The following is a 16,683-nucleotide window of genomic DNA, read 5'->3' as shown; positions in this document are numbered from 1 at the left end:
ATCGTGTAGAGATTCTCAGTGACACAAGCAGCACAGTGGCGCCACCTTAACCCTTTTTCCGGAACGTGCCAATGGTATTTCCGAAGGTTTCTCTATTTTCGTGACTGGCGGTGGTATTTACACACACCGGTTGCGGCAATACGGGGCCCGGCCCCGCTGGCCGCGCCTTATGGCAGCCGGTGCGTTCATCAAGAAAAGCCCGACGCCCTTTGAACCCCAACGCCGGCCCCGGTAAGATGCCCCACAGAATTTTTCCACCTCGCTATTCAGGACACCCGCCATGAGCATCAAATCGGACAAGTGGATTCGCCGCATGGCGCAAGAGCACGGCATGATCGAACCGTTCGTCGAGCGTCAGATTCGTGGTGAAGGCGATGACCGCGTGATCTCGTACGGCGTTTCCAGCTACGGCTACGATGTGCGCTGCGCCGACGAGTTCAAGGTGTTCACCAACATCAACTCGGCGATCGTGGATCCGAAGAACTTCGACGAAAAGAGCTTCGTCGATGTGAAAAGCGACGTGTGCATTATCCCGCCGAACTCCTTTGCCCTGGCACGCACCGTGGAATTCTTCCGTATTCCCCGCGACGTGCTGACCATCTGCCTGGGTAAAAGCACCTACGCGCGCTGCGGCATTATCGTCAACGTGACGCCACTTGAGCCTGAGTGGGAAGGCCACGTGACCCTGGAATTCTCCAACACCACCACCCTGCCGGCGAAAATCTACGCCAACGAAGGCGTGGCGCAGATGCTGTTCTTGCAGTCTGACGAGGCCTGTGAAGTGTCCTACAAAGACCGCGCCGGCAAGTACCAGGGCCAGCGCGGCGTCACCTTGCCACGCGCTTGATCGAAAGGTCCTACGCGTAAAGGGAATTAGTCCGCAGAAAGTGACTCTATTGGGTGTACTGCCTCGGTGCGTGCAAAACGCACCGAGCCACGCTTGAGGAGTGCCTTATGAAGATTGACCCGCGAATCAGCGCAGAACTTGCCCGGCTTGAACCCAACCAGATTGGCGTTCTGGCCTGGTCCCTGATGGCTGATCCCGCCTATGCAGGCGGCATCCCCGGCCAACCCGATGAAGATTGGCCACAGCAGCCCACCGAACCCGGTGAGCCGACCCTTCCGGACGAGCCGCCTCCCGCACCGGTCGCCTGATACCCGCAAGGCCGGTCAGCGAACCTGCCACACCTGGTGATCGCCGATAACAAAGATTCGGCGGTCATTGTCCTGCTCCACCGTATGCCCCCCGGTAAACGCCCCAAACGCCGGCAGCAGGCTGACGCGCGTGCCGAACTGGAAACACGGCAGGCGCAGGCTCTGCCGGCCCTTGCCGCGCAAGCGATACACCGGGTGCACATGCCCCGCCAGCACATGGTGGCTGGCATGGGCGTGCGGTTCGTGTTGCAGGGCGAAAGGGCCCATCAGCAGTGGCTCCGGAACCACATCGATCCTCAAGTCAGCCGGTGGGTCGCCCGCGCGTTTATCGTGATTACCGCGAATCAAGGTCATCGACAGGTCGCAATGACGTGCTCGCCAGGCCCTCAAGGCGCTGAGGGTGCCGCTGGCGTGGGAGCCGGGCCCGTGGAGGAAGTCGCCGAGAAAGATCACCTGGGCGCACGGTACGGCCGCCAACAGCCGATCCAGGCGCTGCAGGTTTTCGGTGGTGGTGCCTTGCGGTACCGGCTGGCCCAGGCTGCGATAGGCCGATGCCTTGCCAAAGTGTGCATCGGCGATCAGCAGGCACTGGCGCGCGGGCCAGTAGAGCGCCTTATCCGCCAACAGCCACAGCTCTTCGCTCTCCAGCGTCACTGAGCACACCATCAGCGTTTGCCGTTATCGGCGACTTTTTCCAAGTCCTTGACCATCCGCGCAATGCGCTCGGAGAGTTTTTCCGAACTCATGCTTTCGCGCATCCGTTCCACCAGCAGTGGGAAGGCCAGGGGCGTAGGACGTTCGATCATATGCACGTCCAGTGTCAGCGCCGAGAGGCGAAGCAAGGTCTCTTCCAGCCGACGAATATCTAATTCATCACGCAGGACTTCTTCCCCCGCCTGGGCCAGCAACAGGTTTTGCGGGTCATATTGCTTGAACACTTCAAAGAACAACCCGCTGGATGCCTGCACCTGGCGCGTGCTTTTCGGCGCGCCGGGGTAACCGGCAAACACCAGTCCGGCGATACGCGCAATCTCGCGAAAGCGGCGCAGGGCGAGTTCCCCGGCGTTCAGGCTGGCCGCCACGTCTGCCAGCAACTGCTTCGGGCGCAGCAGCGCCCCATTCAGTAAGCGTGGCCAATCCACCTCGGTGGCGCTGAGCAACTCCAAGCCGTAATCGTTGACGGCAATCGAGAAGGTCACAGGCTGCTGCTGGCTGACCCGCCACGCCAGCAGACTCGCCAGTCCCAGGTGCACCTGGCGGCCGGCGAACGGGTAGAGGAACAGGTGCCAGCCCTCCCGCGATTTCAAGGCTTCGGCCAGCAAGTGCTCGCGCGTCGGCAGGCCGGACCAGCGCAACTGTGTCTGCAGCAGGGTTTGCACAGCCCGCATTTCCGGCCCCTCGTAGACCCCGTGCGCGGCCGCATCGAAGCGCTCCACCACGGCTTGGGCCAGCTCATTGGAAAGGGGCATGCGCCCGCCATTCCAGCGCGGTACTGCAGCTTTTTTGGCGCTGCTACGGCGCACATAGGCGGTCATGTTTTCCACCCGCACCAATTCCAGCAGGCGCCCGGCAAACAAGAAGCCGTCACCCGGCTTGAGCCGTGCAATAAAGCCTTCTTCAACACTGCCCAGGTTCTTGCCACCGCCGCCCTTGCTCCAGAATTTCAGCTGGATGCTGGCGTCGCTGACAATGGTGCCCACGCTCATGCGATGGCGACGCGCAAGCCGGGCATCGGGGACGCGCCAAATGCCGTGCGCGTCCGGCTCCACGCGGCGGTAATCCGGGTAAGCGGTCAGCGATAAGCCGCCATGCCGTACAAAGCCCAGGGCCCAGGCCCAATCGGCCTCGGTGAGGTCACGATAGGCCCAGGCGCCACGGACCTCCGCCAGCAGCGCCTGCGGCGTAAAGCCACCGCCGAGGGCCATGCTCACCAAATGTTGTACGAGCACATCCAACGGCTTGTGGGGCGATTCGCGGGCTTCGATACGCCGCGCTGCAATGGCGTCCTGGGCCGCAGCGGCTTCCACCAGTTCCAGGCTGTGGGTCGGCACCAGGGTCACCCGCGACGGCCGTCCGGGTGCATGGCCGGAGCGGCCGGCGCGTTGCATCAGGCGCGCCACGCCTTTGGCCGAGCCGATTTGCAGCACGCGCTCCACCGGCAAGAAATCCACCCCCAGGTCCAGGCTGGATGTGCACACCACCGCCTTGAGCTGACCGTCTTTCAACGCCCGCTCCACCCAGTCGCGGGTCTCGCGGGACAGAGAACCATGGTGCAGGGCAATCACCCCGGCCCAATCCGGTCGGGCCTCGAGCAGCGCCTGATACCAGATTTCCGACTGCGCCCGCGTGTTGGTAAACACCAGGCAACTGCTGCTGGCGTCGACCTCGGCGACCACCTGCGGCAGCATCTTCAAGCCGATATGCCCGGCCCACGGAAACCGCTCGGCGATGGGCGGCAGCAAGGTGTCGACGTGCAACTGCTTGACCGTTTGTCCCTGCACATTAATCCCGTCCCTTTGTGGGATCAGCACTTCCAAGGCGTGGGACTGGTTACCGAGGGTGGCCGAAATGCCCCAGACCATCAGTTCAGGATGCCAGCGCCGCAGCCGCGCCAACGCCAGTTGCAACTGCACGCCGCGCTTGTTGCCGATCAGCTCATGCCATTCATCCACCACCACCATGCGCAGGTGCGCCAGGCTCGTTTGGCTGTCGGCGCGGGCGAGCATCAGGGTCAGGCTTTCCGGGGTGGTGACCAGCGCGGTGGGCTGGCGTCGGGTTTGCCGGGCACGCTCGCTGCTGCTGGTATCGCCGGTGCGCAGGCCGACGCTCCAGGGAATCTGCAAGGCCTCGAGCGGCGCTTCGAGGGCGCGTGCGGTGTCGGCGGCCAACGCGCGCATGGGCGTGATCCACAGCACGGTCAGTGGCTCAGCCGGCGGTTTGCGTTTACCGGTGGCGGGCGGGCGGGTGATCGCGAAACGATTGAGGGCGGCAAACCACAGGGCGTAGGTTTTGCCGGCGCCGGTGCTGGCGTGCAGCAAGCCCGAGCGGCCGTCCTTGACCGCCGTCCATACGTCTTTCTGGAAGGCGAACGGCTTCCAGCCTTTGGCGGCAAACCACGTTTTGGCGAAGTCGAGGGGTTTTGCCATGGGGCCGCGAACGCTCTGGAGGGTCTATTCCACAGACCCTCCAGGCGTTGCAAAGGTTTACTTCAAATTGCCGCTCAGGAACTGTTGCAGGCGCTCGCTCTTCGGATTGCCCAGCACATCCTCCGGCGCGCCTTGCTCTTCCACCAGGCCCTTGTGCAGGAACAGCACCTGGCTGGATACCTTGCGTGCAAAGCTCATTTCGTGGGTCACCATGATCATGGTGCGGCCTTCCTCGGCCAGGCCCTGGATCACCTTCAACACTTCACCCACCAGCTCCGGGTCGAGGGCCGAGGTGGGTTCGTCGAACAGCATCACTTCCGGCTCCATGGCCAGGGCGCGGGCGATGGCCACCCGTTGTTGCTGGCCACCGGACAGGAACGCCGGGTATTGGTCCGCCACCCGTGCCGGTAAACCCACCTTGTCCAGGTAGCGACGGGCACGGTCTTCGGCGTCCTTCTTGCTGCAACCCAGCACCCGGCGCGGGGCCATGGTGATGTTTTCCAGCACGCTCATATGGCTCCACAGGTTGAAATGCTGGAACACCATCGCCAGTCGTGTGCGCAGGCGTTGCAGTTCGGCATCGTCGGCCACGCGCATGCCGTGGCGGTCGCTGACCATGCGGATCGGCTGGCCGTCGAGGGTCATGGCGCCGTCGTTGGGGGTTTCCAGGAAGTTGATGCAACGCAAAAAGGTGCTTTTGCCCGAGCCGCTGGCGCCGATCAGGCTGATCACATCACCGGTCCTGGCCTTGAGCGAGACACCTTTGAGCACCTCATTGTCGCCATAGCTTTTATGCAGGCCTTCAACGGTCAATTTGTACATGGGGCGTGCATCCTCAAGGCGAAAGTAGGTAGCCGCTGCGGTAGGCCTCGGTGCCTGCGACATGGCCGACGACCATCCCGGCAGTGGCCATGCGGCGCAGCGAACGGGCGTAAAGCAGGCCGGCCTTCTGGCAGTGCACGGGCGTTACGCGGTCGGTAATGGGGTCGATGATTTCGGCGATCAGTTGCCCGGCTTCCAGGTATTCACCGGGCAGGGCGCTGAACACCAGCAGGCCGCCCACCGGCGTTGCCACGGGTTCGACGCCCGCCAGCGGCGTGGCGGGGTAGGGCAGCTCGGGCAGCGGTGCGGCGTCGCCGGCAATCGCGCCGAAGTGAATCAGGTAGTCGATGATTGCCTGGCAGTCGAGGGCGGCCAACCCATGGTTGACGTCGCCCTGGCCACGCAGTTCGACGGTCACCGAAAAACTGCCCATGGGGATCGGGAAGCGCGCGCCAAAGCGTTGCTGCAACTGCCACCACACCAGGGTGAAACACTCATCGAAGGACTGCCCGCCGGAGTCGGTAGCCAGCAGATTGGCCTCCGAGCCGATATAGCGTGCCAGCGGCTCCACCTGCGGCCAGGCTTCGGGCGTGGTGTACAGGTGCGCCACCGCTTCGAAGTCGCAATGCAGGTCCAGCACCATGTCGGCATCGCAGGCCAGGCGTTGCAACACCAGGCGTTGGGAGTGCAACTGGGTCTCGGCGATTTGCACGGCCAGGGCAGCGCTCAAGGCGGCGCGGATCAGTTCGACGTTTTGTTGCGGGTTATCGCCGAGCGAGCCCTCGACCTGATCGCCGACGGTATCACTGAGGTCGACAAACAGGCGATTGAAGTTCTGCCCGCTTTCCAACTCGTAGCGGCCCAGCGGGGTGTCCATCAACACCTGTTCCAGGCCTGCCGGATTGGCGATGGGCACCAGCACGATCTCGCTCAGTAACCGCCCGGCTGCCGCCAGCTCGGCCAGGCGCACTTTCAGGTGCCAGGCCACCAGCATGCCCGGCAGTTCATCGGCATGCAGCGATGACTGGATATAGACCTTGCCTTCGGCATGTTCGGGGCCGAAGTGGAAACTGTGAATCTGCCGCGCCGTGCCTGGCACCGGTGCGATCAGATCGTGTACCTGATGACGCATGAAGGCTCCTTAATGGCTTGGTCCGAGAAACGCCAGCCAGCGGCGCTCCGCCAGACGAAACAGACCGACCAGGGCGAAGGTCACGGTCAGGTAGATCAGCGCGGCGATACCGAATGATTGGAACGTCATGAACGTGGCCGAGTTGGCGTCCCGCGCCACCTTGAGGATGTCCGGGATCGTCGCGGTAAACGCTACCGTGGTCGAGTGCAGCATCAAGATCACTTCGTTGCTGTAGTAGGGCAACGAGCGGCGCAACGCCGACGGCATGATCACGTAGGCGTACAGCTTCCAGCCGCTTAAACCGTAGGCCTTGGCCGCCTCGACTTCGCCGTGGGCCATGCTGCGGATGGCCCCGGCGAAAATCTCCGTGGTGTAGGCGCAGGTGTTGAGGGCGAAAGCCAGGATCGTGCAGTTCATCGCATCGCGAAAGAACGCATCCAGCAGCGGCTGTTCACGTACGGCGGCGATGCTGTAGATGCCGGTGTAGCAGATCAGCAACTGGATATAGAGCGGCGTGCCACGAAACAGGTAGGTGTAGAACTGCACCGGCCAGCGTACCAGCGGGTTGCGCGATACACGGGCGATGGACAGCGGGATCGACACCACAAAGCCGATGACCAGGGCGGCGCTGAGCAACCACAGGGTCATGGCCAGGCCGGTGATGTGCTGGCCGTCGCTATAGAGGAAAGGGCGCCAGTATTCCTGCAAGAGTTCGATCATCGCACCGCCTCCCGTGAGCCTGCGGAGTAGCGACGTTCAAGACGACGCAGGACGAAGTTGGACGCGCTGGTGATCAACAGGTAGATCAGCGCGGCGAGTACCAAGAAGTAGAACAGTTGGTAGGTGCTTTTGCCGGCATCCTGGGCGGCCTTGACCAGGTCCGCCAGGCCGATGATCGACACCAGGGCCGTGGCCTTGAGCATCACCATCCAGTTGTTGCCGATACCCGGCAGGGCAAAGCGCATCATCTGCGGGAAGGTCACGTAGCGAAAGCGTTGCCCGCGCTTGAGGCCATAGGCCGTGGCGGCTTCCAGCTGGCCACGGGGGACGGCGAGGATCGCGCCGCGAAACGTCTCGGTGAAATAAGCACCGTAGATAAAGCCCAGGGTGATCACCCCGGCGCTGAATGGGTCGATCTCGATGTATTCCCATTCCATGAAGTCGGTCAGGCCGGTGAGCCAGGTTTGCAGGCTGTAGAAAATCAGCAGCATCAGCACCAGGTCGGGTACACCGCGAATCAGGGTGGTGTAGAGCTGGGCGGGGATGCGCAGGAAGGGCAGGCTGGAAAGCTTGGCGCTGGCGCCGAGCAGGCCCAGCAATACGCTGACGACCAGGGACAGCACCGACAACTTGATGGTCATCCAGGTGCCTTGCAGCAACAACGGGCCGAAACCCTTCAGGCTGAGTGCGCTCAGCCCGAGGGTTTGCAACAGTTCTTCGAACATAAATCAGGACCTATGGCGATAAAAAAGCGCCCCTCCATAGGAGGGGCGCCCCAGGCATTATTTGCCGCTGTACAGGTTCAGATCGCCAAAGTGTTTCTTCTGGATGGTGGCGTAGGTGCCATCATCGTGTAACGCTTTGATACCTTTATCCAAAAGGGCCTTCAGTTCAGTGTTACCTTTTTTGATACCGACGGCGGTTTTCGATGGCAGCAATGGGTCATCGATGGCGGCGCTGACTTCATAGCCGGCACCGGCCGGGGACTTCAAGAAGCCCAGTTCGGCTTGCAGCATGTCCTGCACCGAAGCGTCGAGACGACCGGAAGTCAGGTCGGCGTAAACCTGGTCCTGGTTGGCGTATGCCTTGGTGGTCACGCCGGCTTTATCCAGTACCGCCTTGGCGTAGGCTTCCTGGATGGTGCCTTGCTCGTAGCCCACGGATTTGCCCTTGAGGGACTCTGGGGTCGAGTACCCCGCGCCTTTCTTGAACACCAGCGAGGTCGGGCCGGAGAATAGTTCGCTGGAGAAGTCGATGGCTTTCTCGCGCACCGGGGTCACGGTCATGGACGAAATCACTCCGTCGAACTTGTTGGCTTTGAGGCCTGGAATCATGCCGTCAAAGTCACTCTCGACCCACTTGCACTTCACTTTCAGTTCGGCGCAGATCGCATTGCCCAGGTCGATATCGAAGCCTACCAGGCTGCCATCGGCCGCCTTGGATTCGAACGGCGCGTAGGACGGATCGACACCAAAACGCAGTTCCTTGTATTCCTTGGCCAACGCGGTACCGGCGGCCATGCACAGAGCCAGTGCAGAAAGGGTCAGCAATGCTTTTTTCATTATTTAATCCCTGGAAACCAAGATAAGCGCTTGTGGCGCGTTTTAGGACTGTTACTGAACGGTGTCAGACGGATCACGAGTAGCAATTTCTGCACCATAGTTCCGAATGAGCGTTTTAAAAGGTGGGACAAGGGAGTCATGAGTGTAGGAGATGCACGAAAATGGGCATTGAAAATCGAACGCACTATTTCGGAACATTTGGAGATCCATTGTGGAGGGGCGGTGTTCTGGGTCAGGCCAGTAAGTCCTGCAGGGTGGCAAGGTTATCCGCCTCATCCACCGCCTTGTCCTGGCGCCAACGCAACATCCGCGGAAAGCGCACCGCAATCCCGCTCTTGTGCCGCTTGGACAGGGCAATGCCTTCAAACCCCAGCTCGAACACCATGCTGGGCGTCACGCTGCTGACCGGGCCGAACTTCTCCACGGTGGTCTTGCGCACGATGGCGTCGACCTTGCGCATTTCTTCGTCGGTCAGCCCTGAATAGGCCTTGGCGAAGGGCACCAGCGTGCGTTCACTGCCGGGCGGGCCATCCCATACGGCAAAGGTGTAGTCGCTGTAGAGGCTGGCGCGCCGGCCATGGCCGCGTTGGGCGTAGATCAACACCGCATCGACACTGAAGGGGTCGACTTTCCACTTCCACCACAGGCCCATGTCCTTGGTGCGGCCCACGCCGTACAGGCCGTCGCGAGCCTTGATCATCATGCCCTCCACGCCGAGGCTGCGGGAGGCTTCGCGTTGCTGTGCCAGGTCCTGCCATGTGGCGCCCGTCAGCAGGGGTGAGGGCTGCAACAAGGGGTGGTTGCACTGGGCAATCACCTGTTCCAGTTGGGCGCGACGTTCGGCCTGGGGGTGGTTGCGCCAGTCGTCGCCCTGATGTTCCAGCAGGTCGTAGGCGAGGAGCGCAACCGGGGCATCGTCGAGCACTTTTTTGCTCAGGGTCTTGCGACCAATGCGCTGCTGCAAAAGGGCAAAGGGTTGTACCGAGTCCTTCCACACCACGATCTCGCCATCGATCACCGTGCCATCGGGCAAACCACTGACCAGGCTGTGCAGTTCGGGGAAGCGTTCTGTCACCAGCTCTTCGCCCCGCGACCAGATCCACAGGCGGCCTTCGCGCTTGACCAACTGCGCGCGAATGCCGTCCCACTTCCATTCCACCTGCCAGTTGGCGGGGGAACCGAGCAAGGCGTCGAATTGCTCCACCGGTTGCGCCAGCCCGTGGGCGAGAAAAAACGGATAAGGCTGTCCGCCCCGTTGCGCATGCTCGTCGGATGATTCGGCAGCGATCAGCTTGAGGTATCCCTCGGCTGTCGGACGGTTGGACAGATCGGTGTAGCCCACCAGCCGCTGTGCAACGCGCTTGCTGTCGAGGTCGGCCATGGCGGCGAGGGCGCGGGTGACCAGCAGTTTGGATACGCCGACGCGAAAGCTGCCGGTGATCAACTTGATGCACACCATCAGACTCGGCTGGTCCAGTTGCGCCCATAACGCCGGTAACCGTTCGGCCAGGTCCAGGGGCGACAGGCCACGCAGCGGCAGGAGTTTTTCTTCCAGCCATACGGCGAGACCGTCCTCGGAGGTGTAGGTGGATTCCGGCAGGAGCAGGGAAATCGTCTCGGCCAGGTCGCCTACTGATTGGTAGCTCTCTTCGAACAGCCACGGCTCGATGCCGGATGCTTCAGTGGCCATGTCCCGCAGCAGACGCGTCGGTACCAATTGCCGCGGTCGTCCGCCGGACAGGAAATACACCGCCCACGCAGCGTCTTCAGGCGGCGCTTGCAGGAAGTAGGCTTGCAGGGCCGCGAGCTTGGCATTGCTGGAGGTGGTGGCGTCGAGGTTGGCGTACAGCTCGGCGAAGGCTTTCATGCCGTGGCCTCCTCTTCGTCATCACCGTATTCGGTGGTGAAGCCCTGGGCATCCAGGCCTTTTTCCCGCAGGTGGCGTACCAATACGCCGACGGAGCCGTGGGTGACCATCACCCGTTCGGCGCTGGTTTGTTCGATCGCCCACAGCAGCCCGGGCCAGTCCGCATGATCCGACAGCACAAAGCCCCGGTCCACTCCGCGTCGCCGCCGCGTACCGCGCAGGCGCATCCAGCCGCTGGCGAAGGCATCGCTGTAGTCGCCGAAGCGCTTGATCCAACTGCTGCCACCGGTGGAAGGCGGCGCGATGATCAGGGCCTGGCGCAGCAATGGGTCGGTCTTTTTGAAATCGCCGGCGTAGAGGGTTTCGGGGATATAAATGCCGGCCTCGCGATAAACCCGGTTCAGCGGCTCGACCGCGCCATGGCTGAGGATCGGCCCGATGCTGGCGTCGATGCCATGCAGGATGCGCTGGGCTTTGCCGAAGGAATAACAGAACAACACGCTGGCTTTGCCGGCGGCGATATTGGCCTGCCACCAGTCGTTGATCCCGGCGAAGATCTGCGCCTGGGGCTGCCAGCGGTAGATCGGCAGGCCGAAGGTGGATTCGGTGATAAAGGTATGGCAACGCACCGGTTCGAAAGGCGCGCAGGTGCCGTCCGGTTCCACTTTGTAATCGCCGGACGCCACCCAGACTTCGCCCTGGTACTCGAGGCGCACCTGGGCCGAGCCGAGTACATGCCCGGCCGGGTGAAAACTCAGGGTCACGCCGTGGTGGACGAGTTTTTCGCCATAGGCCAGGGTTTGCAGGTTGATGTCCTGGCCCAGGCGCGAGCGCAGGATGCCTTCGCCAGGGGCGGCAGCCAGGTAGTGTTGATTGCCCGTGCGGGCGTGGTCGCCGTGGGCGTGGGTGATGACGGAGCGTTCCACTGGGCGCCAAGGATCGATGTAGAAATCTCCGGCGGGGCAGTAGAGGCCTTCGGGCCGGGCGATGACAAGGTCCATGGGCTGACCGGGGCGATGGGCTTATCAGGTATGAGGCGGGGGCGAGCGCAGAAGTTCTATCTGAATGCATGTGGGCCAAATGTGGGAGGGGGCAAGTCGAATCGTCGCACCGCCCCTCCCACATTTGGATCCGGTTTTACCAGGTGGAAGTCAGGTCACTTGCCTGGGGTCAGGGTCAACCTGGCCTTCCCATATACCTTCTCGAAGTTCTGCGGCTGCATCGGGAAGCTCAGGTATTGCGCCTTGAGCGACGGGTCGATGCCGTTGGCGTAGTTCGGGCTTGCCGGGTTGCCGGATTGGCCGATGCCACCCTGGCCCATCATCGGCTCCACCTGGCCGAAGTCGACGATCATGCGCAGCGCCGGCACCTGGGTGGTGTTGAAGTCCTGGCCCCAGCTGTACGGTGCCGGGTTCAAGGTGTTGTGGTCGCCACCGGACGCCAGTGGGCCGCGAATCACTTGGCCACTGGTGTTTTTCCAGGTGGTGCTGTGCAGCTTGCCCCACTGCCAGGTCTTGTGGTCAGCACCCAGTTGGCTCTCGCCAGCGCTGATCGCGGCGGCCAGGCTGCGGGCGAGGATGGCGGGTTTGTCTTCTTTCTGCGCGGTGCGCACGTCGTCCCAGAACGGGCTGTCTTCGCGGCCCAGCAGGTGGTCGGCCTGGGCGGCATAGGACAGGTTGGCGTTGCTGACAAAGGCTTTCCAACTGGCGCTGTTTTCCGGCCCCAGTTCGTCGAGGAATATCTGCCGGGTGCTTTCCTGCAGAAACAGTTCGTAGAGCGCCGCGTCGGCGGACGTCGACACCAGGCGGCCGTCGAAGGCCATCAGGCGCGTCAGTGCTTCCCGTGCCTTGGCCTGGTCGGCCGCCGGCAACGCATCAATCGCCTGCTTCAATGGCTGGGCCATACCCGGCGCCTGGAACATGGTCTTGAGCTTGGCGGCAAAGGTGGTGGTCTGGTCGTATTGCATGGCGATCATGCTGCGGCTGTCGTGCTTGCCCGCATTGGCCAGTTGCGCCAGGCGCTCGCTGCGCTCCGGCGCATCCCAGGAATTGGACAACTGCATGCCGTAGCCGCGCGGCGCGGTGCGTTGGTTGGCGGTGCCGATCCAGCCTTGGGCCGGGTCCTGGTCATAGGGGTGCAGCATCGCGTCGGCGTAACCGTCCCAGTCAAAGCGCGTATCCCAGCCGGGCGAGGGCAGCAGGCCTTCGCCTTCGCGGCGGTTGGGGAAGCGGCCGGTGACCTGCCAGCCAATGCTGCCGGCGTCGGCGAAGACCATGTTCAAGGCAATGGCGCGAATGTTCCGGGTTGCGTCCGAGGCCTTGCCGGCGTTTTGCGCGCGGGACAGGTCGAAGAACGCGTCGAGGCTCTTGTCATCCTTGAAGTCGGCGGTTTGCAGGGCCAGGCCAAAACCGCTGGTCAGGGCCTGGCTGCTGTTGAGCAGGGCGCCGTGGCGGGTTTCGTACACCACTTCGCGAATCGAGCGTTGACCCTTGACGAAGAAGGTTTCATTACGCACCGCTGCCGGCAGCCATTTTCCGTTGTTCTCGTAGTACAGCGCGCTGCCCTGGCGTTTGACCTTTTCCAGGAACAGGTCCTGGGTATCGCCCTTGACCGTGCTCATGCTCCACGCCACGTTGCCGTTGAAACCGGACAACAGGGTCGGCAGGCCGGCAATCGAGGCGCCGACGGCCTGGTATTTCGGTGCGCGAATCTGCACGTAGTTCCACGGCGACGGTGCTTGCGGCTGGGCGGCGAGGTCGCCTGCCAGCAGGCTCTTGCCGCTGCGACTGCGTTGCGGGCCGATGGCCCAGTTGCTCGACGTGGTAACCGCCAGCGAGTTGAGGCTGCTCAATTGCTGGCTGACCGTGTCCAGCCCGGCCAGGCCGGTGATCTGGCTGAGGTTCACGCCCTTGAGTTTCTCGGCTTCGGCCAGGGGGATCGGCTCATCCGGTGCGCTTGGCGTCAGCCAGGCGAGTTTGTCCACGCCGACCTTTTGCGCCAGCAGCAGCGAAGCCAGCTCTTCCTGCAGGTTGGCCGACTCGCTGAAATTCAGCAGGCAGAACAGCAGCGCCGAATCTTCCGGCTTCCAGTATTCCGGCTTGTAGCCGGTCTGGGCCAGGTCCGGCGGCAGCTTATCGCGGTAGCGGAACAGGTAGGCGTTGACGCCGCGGGCATACACTTCAAAGAAGCGCTTGAGGCGCGGCGACGAGGCGTTATACAGCTCGCCGGCGCTTTTCTTCAGGTTGACCGCGCGCATGAAGCGGTCCACATCCAGCACCTCAGGGCCGGACATTTCAGCCAGGCGGCCCTGGGCCAGCAGGCGCAGGGTGACCATCTGGGTGATGCGGTCACTGGCGTGCACATAACCCAGGCTGAACAGTGCGTCGTGGAAGGTATTGCTTTCGATCAGCGGCATGCCTTGGGCGTTGCGGCGTATCGAAACATTCTGTGCGAGGCCCTTGATCGGCTGCACGCCGGCCACTGGCGGCAGGGTGTCCTGGGTGCTCTGGAGCTGGCAACCGGCCAGGCTTAATGCACTGGCCACTGCCGCGGCAACGCCGAACCGGGGAAGAAAATGTGAGAGGGCTGGCGAGGCCATGGCAAAGCTCCTGCGGGGGGTAGCGTCAGTAAAGGCGCTACGTTAGTGAGCGCGGTGAAACGACGCAAGCAGGAGTTTGGGTAAACCGTTAGATCTTGAGTCGCATCGCCCCTCTCACCTGTTGACCGCGTACGACTTCAGGTCAGGATTTAGGCGGATTGACCTTTTGGACTAATTCATACGCCCGAACCGTCGCTGGCCGTTCCTTGATGCTATTGAACCAGCGCTGAACGTGTGGGAAATCCTCCAGGCTCTGGCTCTGCCACTTGTGGGAAACGATCCACGGATAGATCGCCATATCGGCAATGCTGTAGTCCTCACCCGCCACGAACGCACGGTCCGCCAGACGTCGGTCCAGCACACCGTATAGACGGGCGGTTTCATCTACGTAGCGCTTGATCGCGTAGGGGATTTTCTCCGGTGCGAACTGGCTGAAATGATGGTTCTGACCCGCCATCGGCCCGAGACCGCCCATTTGCCAGAACAACCATTGCAGCGCTTCCTGGCGACTGCGCAGGTTTTTTGGAATGAACTGGCCGGTTTTTTCCGCGAGGTACAGTAGGATCGCGCCGGATTCAAACAGCGAAATCGGCGCGCCGCCGTCGCTCGGGTTCTGATCGACGATGGCCGGGATGCGGTTGTTGGGGGCAATCTTCAGGAAGTCTGGCTTGAACTGGTCGCCCTGGCCAATGTTGATCGGGTGCACTTTGTAGGGCAGGCCGGCTTCTTCCAGGAACAGCGATACTTTGTGACCGTTGGGGGTGGTCCAGTAATACAGGTCGATCATGAAGCTCTCCAAAAGTGGTGATGCTTGAGCGAATGCCTGTAGGTATAGGTAAAGGTGGGAGGGGGAAAATTCAATCAAACATTTGCGCCTACCCTTAGACGCTTTCGATTTGGAATGCGATGCAGCTGTGGAAGGGAGCGAACTCCCTCACACAGGGGCCTTCAGAGCGATTTACGCCCCGTGGCACTTCTTGAATTTTTTCTCACTGCCGCACGGGCAAGGATCGTTGCGACCAACGTCCTTCAATGCATTGCGCACCGGCTCCTGGTGAGCGTGGCCGCAGTTCGGGCCGTGGACATGGCCGTGGTCGTGATCATGGTGATCGTGATCGTGGTTGCAGTCAGGACCATGGACATGGGGTTGCTGAGTCATCGATGTCGCTCCGGAATAAAATCGCCGGGGATTATCTCGCCATTGTGGTTCACCTGCACGTCATAACCGATGAATAATCCGGTTTTCAGTTCACCCTCCAGACGATACGGCACAGGCTGGTCGGGTTTTTTCAGCATCTGCACCACATCGCGGATCTGCGGCCAGAGGTTGGTGCGCACCGACACCTTGAAAAATGCATGGCCCTTGGGCGGTACCGTCAGCCATTCATTGGACTCGCCTTCGGTGAGCACAAAATCATCCAGGGTGACCTTGTAGATCAGCCCACGCACGGTCAGGTCCGAGTCGTCGCGGTTATCCACGCGAAAGTACAGCTTGAATTTCTGCTCCAGCAGCTTGGCCCGCACCACTTCGACTTTCACCAGGGAAACGTGCGGCGGGGGCGAATCGTCTTCGAACCAGGAGGCGCAACCGGTCATGCCGAAGGTTAACGCCAGCATCAAGCTGCAGATCCGAAGCATGGCGTGAGTCCTGTGGTGGTTAGAGATAGCTGGAACAACACTTCTTGAATTTTTGCCCACTGCCGCAAAGGCACGCATCGTTGCGTCCGGTTTTCACTTCCACCGTGGGGTCGATGAAGTACCAGCGCCCTTCATTCTGTACGAAAGAAGACTGCTCGCGGTGGCTATGTTCGCCAGTGCTGTCATGCCAGCGTGCGGTGAAGGTCACGAAGGCGTGTTCCGGCTGGCCGCCGAACACCTCGGAACTTTCAACTTCCAGGCCGAGCCAGGTGCTCTGGGCGCTCCAGGCGGCGATGGCCTCACGGTCCAGGCCGGCCTGTTGCGCGGGCAACGTGGTTGCGACCAGATAATCCACCAGGCCCAGCACATAGGCGCTGTAGCGTGAACGCATCAGGGCGCTGGCGCAGGGGGCCGGGTGCCCGGCGTGATAATGACCGCAGCAGGCATCCAGCAGGTTGCCACTGCCGCAGGGGCAAATGGATGTACTCATCGGGTTACCACCAATACTTTCCGAAGTTTTCCGGGTTGGCCCAGAAACGGGCGTTGAGCCAGTCCGGCACCTGTTTATAGTCAAGCAGATCGTAGGTAAACAGCGTCAGCACCTGCTCGTCGCGCTGGAAACGCTCGCCGGCCTGGAGGGCCAGGGAGAAAAAATCGGTTTCCTTCCAGCCGCAGGCGCCCAGGTCCACCAGCACCGCAATGCGGCTGGCGTTGAGGTTGCGGATGCCGCCGAGCAAGGTCAGGCCTTGGGGTTTTGGCAGGTACTCGAGGCAATCGACCACCAGCGCCAGGTCAAAACGCTGGGCCGCCAGCGCTTGCGGCAATGGCCCTGGCGCGGCGCAGAACACCTGGGTGTCAGGGTGCGCGTCCTTAAAGGCGTCCAGCGCCGGGAACTGGCTGGCACCCAACAGCAACAGGCGTTTGGGCTGGTGCAGATCGAGCAAGGCGGCCAGCGCTTGCTGGGGAGTACGGGCAGAAATACCAGCGGTCATCAGAGATCCTCACATCAGGACCATAGAGACTAGCGCGGCTGAGCGTGCGGG

General features: G+C 62.0%; 17 protein-coding genes. 2 read left to right on the top strand and 15 right to left on the bottom strand.

Annotated elements, in window-relative coordinates:
* Window positions 1-280: 280 nt before the first annotated feature.
* Both dcd and Q8X51_RS02500 read left to right on the top strand, forming a co-directional pair.
* On the top strand, window positions 281-847 hold the full coding sequence (gene dcd / locus Q8X51_RS02505) for a dCTP deaminase (protein ID WP_003172320.1): 567 nt from the start codon (window positions 281-283) through the stop codon (window positions 845-847).
* Window positions 848-954: 107 nt separating this feature from the next.
* On the top strand, window positions 955-1,155 hold the full coding sequence (locus tag Q8X51_RS02500) for a hypothetical protein (protein ID WP_027604457.1): 201 nt from the start codon (window positions 955-957) through the stop codon (window positions 1,153-1,155).
* Window positions 1,156-1,170: 15 nt separating this feature from the next.
* On the opposite strand, the gene pdeM is transcribed toward Q8X51_RS02500, so the two are convergent.
* From pdeM to Q8X51_RS02425, 15 genes are all read right to left on the bottom strand, one after another.
* Window positions 1,171-1,821: a ligase-associated DNA damage response endonuclease PdeM gene (gene pdeM, locus Q8X51_RS02495; protein WP_065926444.1), complete on the bottom strand. Its 651-nt coding sequence runs from the start codon at window positions 1,819-1,821 to the stop codon at window positions 1,171-1,173.
* Window positions 1,821-4,301, bottom strand: a complete 2,481-nt coding sequence (locus Q8X51_RS02490) for a ligase-associated DNA damage response DEXH box helicase (RefSeq protein ID WP_407693268.1) — start codon at window positions 4,299-4,301, stop codon at window positions 1,821-1,823. Before Q8X51_RS02490 ends, pdeM begins: the two co-directional genes overlap by 1 nt.
* Before the next feature lie 57 nt (window positions 4,302-4,358).
* A complete protein-coding gene (locus Q8X51_RS02485) occupies window positions 4,359-5,123 on the bottom strand; it encodes an ABC transporter ATP-binding protein (protein WP_016973168.1) in 765 nt (254 codons plus the stop codon).
* Between the two features lie 13 nt (window positions 5,124-5,136).
* Window positions 5,137-6,255 carry a succinylglutamate desuccinylase/aspartoacylase family protein gene (locus tag Q8X51_RS02480; RefSeq protein ID WP_065926442.1) on the bottom strand — a complete coding sequence of 373 codons (1,119 nt, stop codon included), beginning with the start codon at window positions 6,253-6,255 and terminating at the stop codon, window positions 5,137-5,139.
* Between the two features lie 9 nt (window positions 6,256-6,264).
* The gene (locus Q8X51_RS02475; protein ID WP_027604453.1) at window positions 6,265-6,975 is read right to left on the bottom strand and encodes an ABC transporter permease; all 711 of its coding nucleotides are present in this window, start codon (window positions 6,973-6,975) and stop codon (window positions 6,265-6,267) included.
* Window positions 6,972-7,700: an ABC transporter permease gene (locus tag Q8X51_RS02470; protein WP_065926441.1), complete on the bottom strand. Its 729-nt coding sequence runs from the start codon at window positions 7,698-7,700 to the stop codon at window positions 6,972-6,974. The genes Q8X51_RS02475 and Q8X51_RS02470 overlap by 4 nt, the downstream gene beginning before the upstream one ends.
* Before the next feature lie 57 nt (window positions 7,701-7,757).
* The gene (locus Q8X51_RS02465) at window positions 7,758-8,537 is read right to left on the bottom strand and encodes a transporter substrate-binding domain-containing protein (RefSeq protein ID WP_016975034.1); all 780 of its coding nucleotides are present in this window, start codon (window positions 8,535-8,537) and stop codon (window positions 7,758-7,760) included.
* A gap of 232 nt (window positions 8,538-8,769) precedes the next feature.
* Entirely contained in the window at window positions 8,770-10,404 is a 1,635-nt protein-coding gene (locus Q8X51_RS02460; RefSeq protein WP_407693269.1) for an ATP-dependent DNA ligase, read from the bottom strand.
* The gene (locus tag Q8X51_RS02455; protein ID WP_407693270.1) at window positions 10,401-11,405 is read right to left on the bottom strand and encodes a ligase-associated DNA damage response exonuclease; all 1,005 of its coding nucleotides are present in this window, start codon (window positions 11,403-11,405) and stop codon (window positions 10,401-10,403) included. Before Q8X51_RS02455 ends, Q8X51_RS02460 begins: the two co-directional genes overlap by 4 nt.
* A gap of 155 nt (window positions 11,406-11,560) precedes the next feature.
* The gene (locus Q8X51_RS02450; protein ID WP_074844275.1) at window positions 11,561-14,002 is read right to left on the bottom strand and encodes a penicillin acylase family protein; all 2,442 of its coding nucleotides are present in this window, start codon (window positions 14,000-14,002) and stop codon (window positions 11,561-11,563) included.
* 142 nt (window positions 14,003-14,144) lie between these two features.
* Complete coding sequence (locus Q8X51_RS02445) at window positions 14,145-14,789, bottom strand: glutathione S-transferase N-terminal domain-containing protein (protein ID WP_315871495.1); 645 nt, start codon at window positions 14,787-14,789, stop codon at window positions 14,145-14,147.
* A 171-nt stretch (window positions 14,790-14,960) separates the two neighbouring features.
* Window positions 14,961-15,161, bottom strand: coding sequence for an SEC-C metal-binding domain-containing protein (locus Q8X51_RS02440; RefSeq protein WP_003189235.1), 201 nt, complete (start codon window positions 15,159-15,161; stop codon window positions 14,961-14,963).
* Window positions 15,158-15,640 carry an LEA type 2 family protein gene (locus Q8X51_RS02435; protein WP_065926435.1) on the bottom strand — a complete coding sequence of 161 codons (483 nt, stop codon included), beginning with the start codon at window positions 15,638-15,640 and terminating at the stop codon, window positions 15,158-15,160. The genes Q8X51_RS02440 and Q8X51_RS02435 overlap by 4 nt, the downstream gene beginning before the upstream one ends.
* 19 nt (window positions 15,641-15,659) lie before the next feature.
* Window positions 15,660-16,130: a YchJ family protein gene (locus tag Q8X51_RS02430; RefSeq protein WP_065926434.1), complete on the bottom strand. Its 471-nt coding sequence runs from the start codon at window positions 16,128-16,130 to the stop codon at window positions 15,660-15,662.
* A gap of 4 nt (window positions 16,131-16,134) precedes the next feature.
* On the bottom strand, window positions 16,135-16,632 hold the full coding sequence (locus Q8X51_RS02425; protein WP_065926433.1) for a DUF6231 family protein: 498 nt from the start codon (window positions 16,630-16,632) through the stop codon (window positions 16,135-16,137).
* Window positions 16,633-16,683 lie beyond the last annotated feature (51 nt).

This window comes from Pseudomonas sp. Yb2C2 (assembly GCF_052112325.1).
In the GTDB taxonomy this organism is placed as follows: domain Bacteria; phylum Pseudomonadota; class Gammaproteobacteria; order Pseudomonadales; family Pseudomonadaceae; genus Aquipseudomonas; species Aquipseudomonas marginalis.
Note: the sequence above shows the minus strand (reverse complement) of the source record. Positions and strands in the feature narration are given on the sequence as shown.

Excerpts from the sequence above, each read along its gene's own strand:
- dcd (WP_003172320.1), top strand. The coding sequence starts at position 281 with ATGAGCATCAAATCGGACAAGTGGATTCGCCGCATGGCGCAAGAGCAC.
- Q8X51_RS02500 (WP_027604457.1), top strand. The coding sequence starts at position 955 with ATGAAGATTGACCCGCGAATCAGCGCAGAACTTGCCCGGCTTGAACCC.
- pdeM (WP_065926444.1), bottom strand. The coding sequence starts at position 1,821 with ATGGTGTGCTCAGTGACGCTGGAGAGCGAAGAGCTGTGGCTGTTGGCG.
- Q8X51_RS02490 (WP_407693268.1), bottom strand. The coding sequence starts at position 4,301 with ATGGCAAAACCCCTCGACTTCGCCAAAACGTGGTTTGCCGCCAAAGGC.
- Q8X51_RS02485 (WP_016973168.1), bottom strand. The coding sequence starts at position 5,123 with ATGTACAAATTGACCGTTGAAGGCCTGCATAAAAGCTATGGCGACAAT.
- Q8X51_RS02480 (WP_065926442.1), bottom strand. The coding sequence starts at position 6,255 with ATGCGTCATCAGGTACACGATCTGATCGCACCGGTGCCAGGCACGGCG.
- Q8X51_RS02475 (WP_027604453.1), bottom strand. The coding sequence starts at position 6,975 with ATGATCGAACTCTTGCAGGAATACTGGCGCCCTTTCCTCTATAGCGAC.
- Q8X51_RS02470 (WP_065926441.1), bottom strand. The coding sequence starts at position 7,700 with ATGTTCGAAGAACTGTTGCAAACCCTCGGGCTGAGCGCACTCAGCCTG.
- Q8X51_RS02465 (WP_016975034.1), bottom strand. The coding sequence starts at position 8,537 with ATGAAAAAAGCATTGCTGACCCTTTCTGCACTGGCTCTGTGCATGGCC.
- Q8X51_RS02460 (WP_407693269.1), bottom strand. The coding sequence starts at position 10,404 with ATGAAAGCCTTCGCCGAGCTGTACGCCAACCTCGACGCCACCACCTCC.
- Q8X51_RS02455 (WP_407693270.1), bottom strand. The coding sequence starts at position 11,405 with ATGGACCTTGTCATCGCCCGGCCCGAAGGCCTCTACTGCCCCGCCGGA.
- Q8X51_RS02450 (WP_074844275.1), bottom strand. The coding sequence starts at position 14,002 with ATGGCCTCGCCAGCCCTCTCACATTTTCTTCCCCGGTTCGGCGTTGCC.
- Q8X51_RS02445 (WP_315871495.1), bottom strand. The coding sequence starts at position 14,789 with ATGATCGACCTGTATTACTGGACCACCCCCAACGGTCACAAAGTATCG.
- Q8X51_RS02440 (WP_003189235.1), bottom strand. The coding sequence starts at position 15,161 with ATGACTCAGCAACCCCATGTCCATGGTCCTGACTGCAACCACGATCAC.
- Q8X51_RS02435 (WP_065926435.1), bottom strand. The coding sequence starts at position 15,640 with ATGCTTCGGATCTGCAGCTTGATGCTGGCGTTAACCTTCGGCATGACC.
- Q8X51_RS02430 (WP_065926434.1), bottom strand. The coding sequence starts at position 16,130 with ATGAGTACATCCATTTGCCCCTGCGGCAGTGGCAACCTGCTGGATGCC.
- Q8X51_RS02425 (WP_065926433.1), bottom strand. The coding sequence starts at position 16,632 with ATGACCGCTGGTATTTCTGCCCGTACTCCCCAGCAAGCGCTGGCCGCC.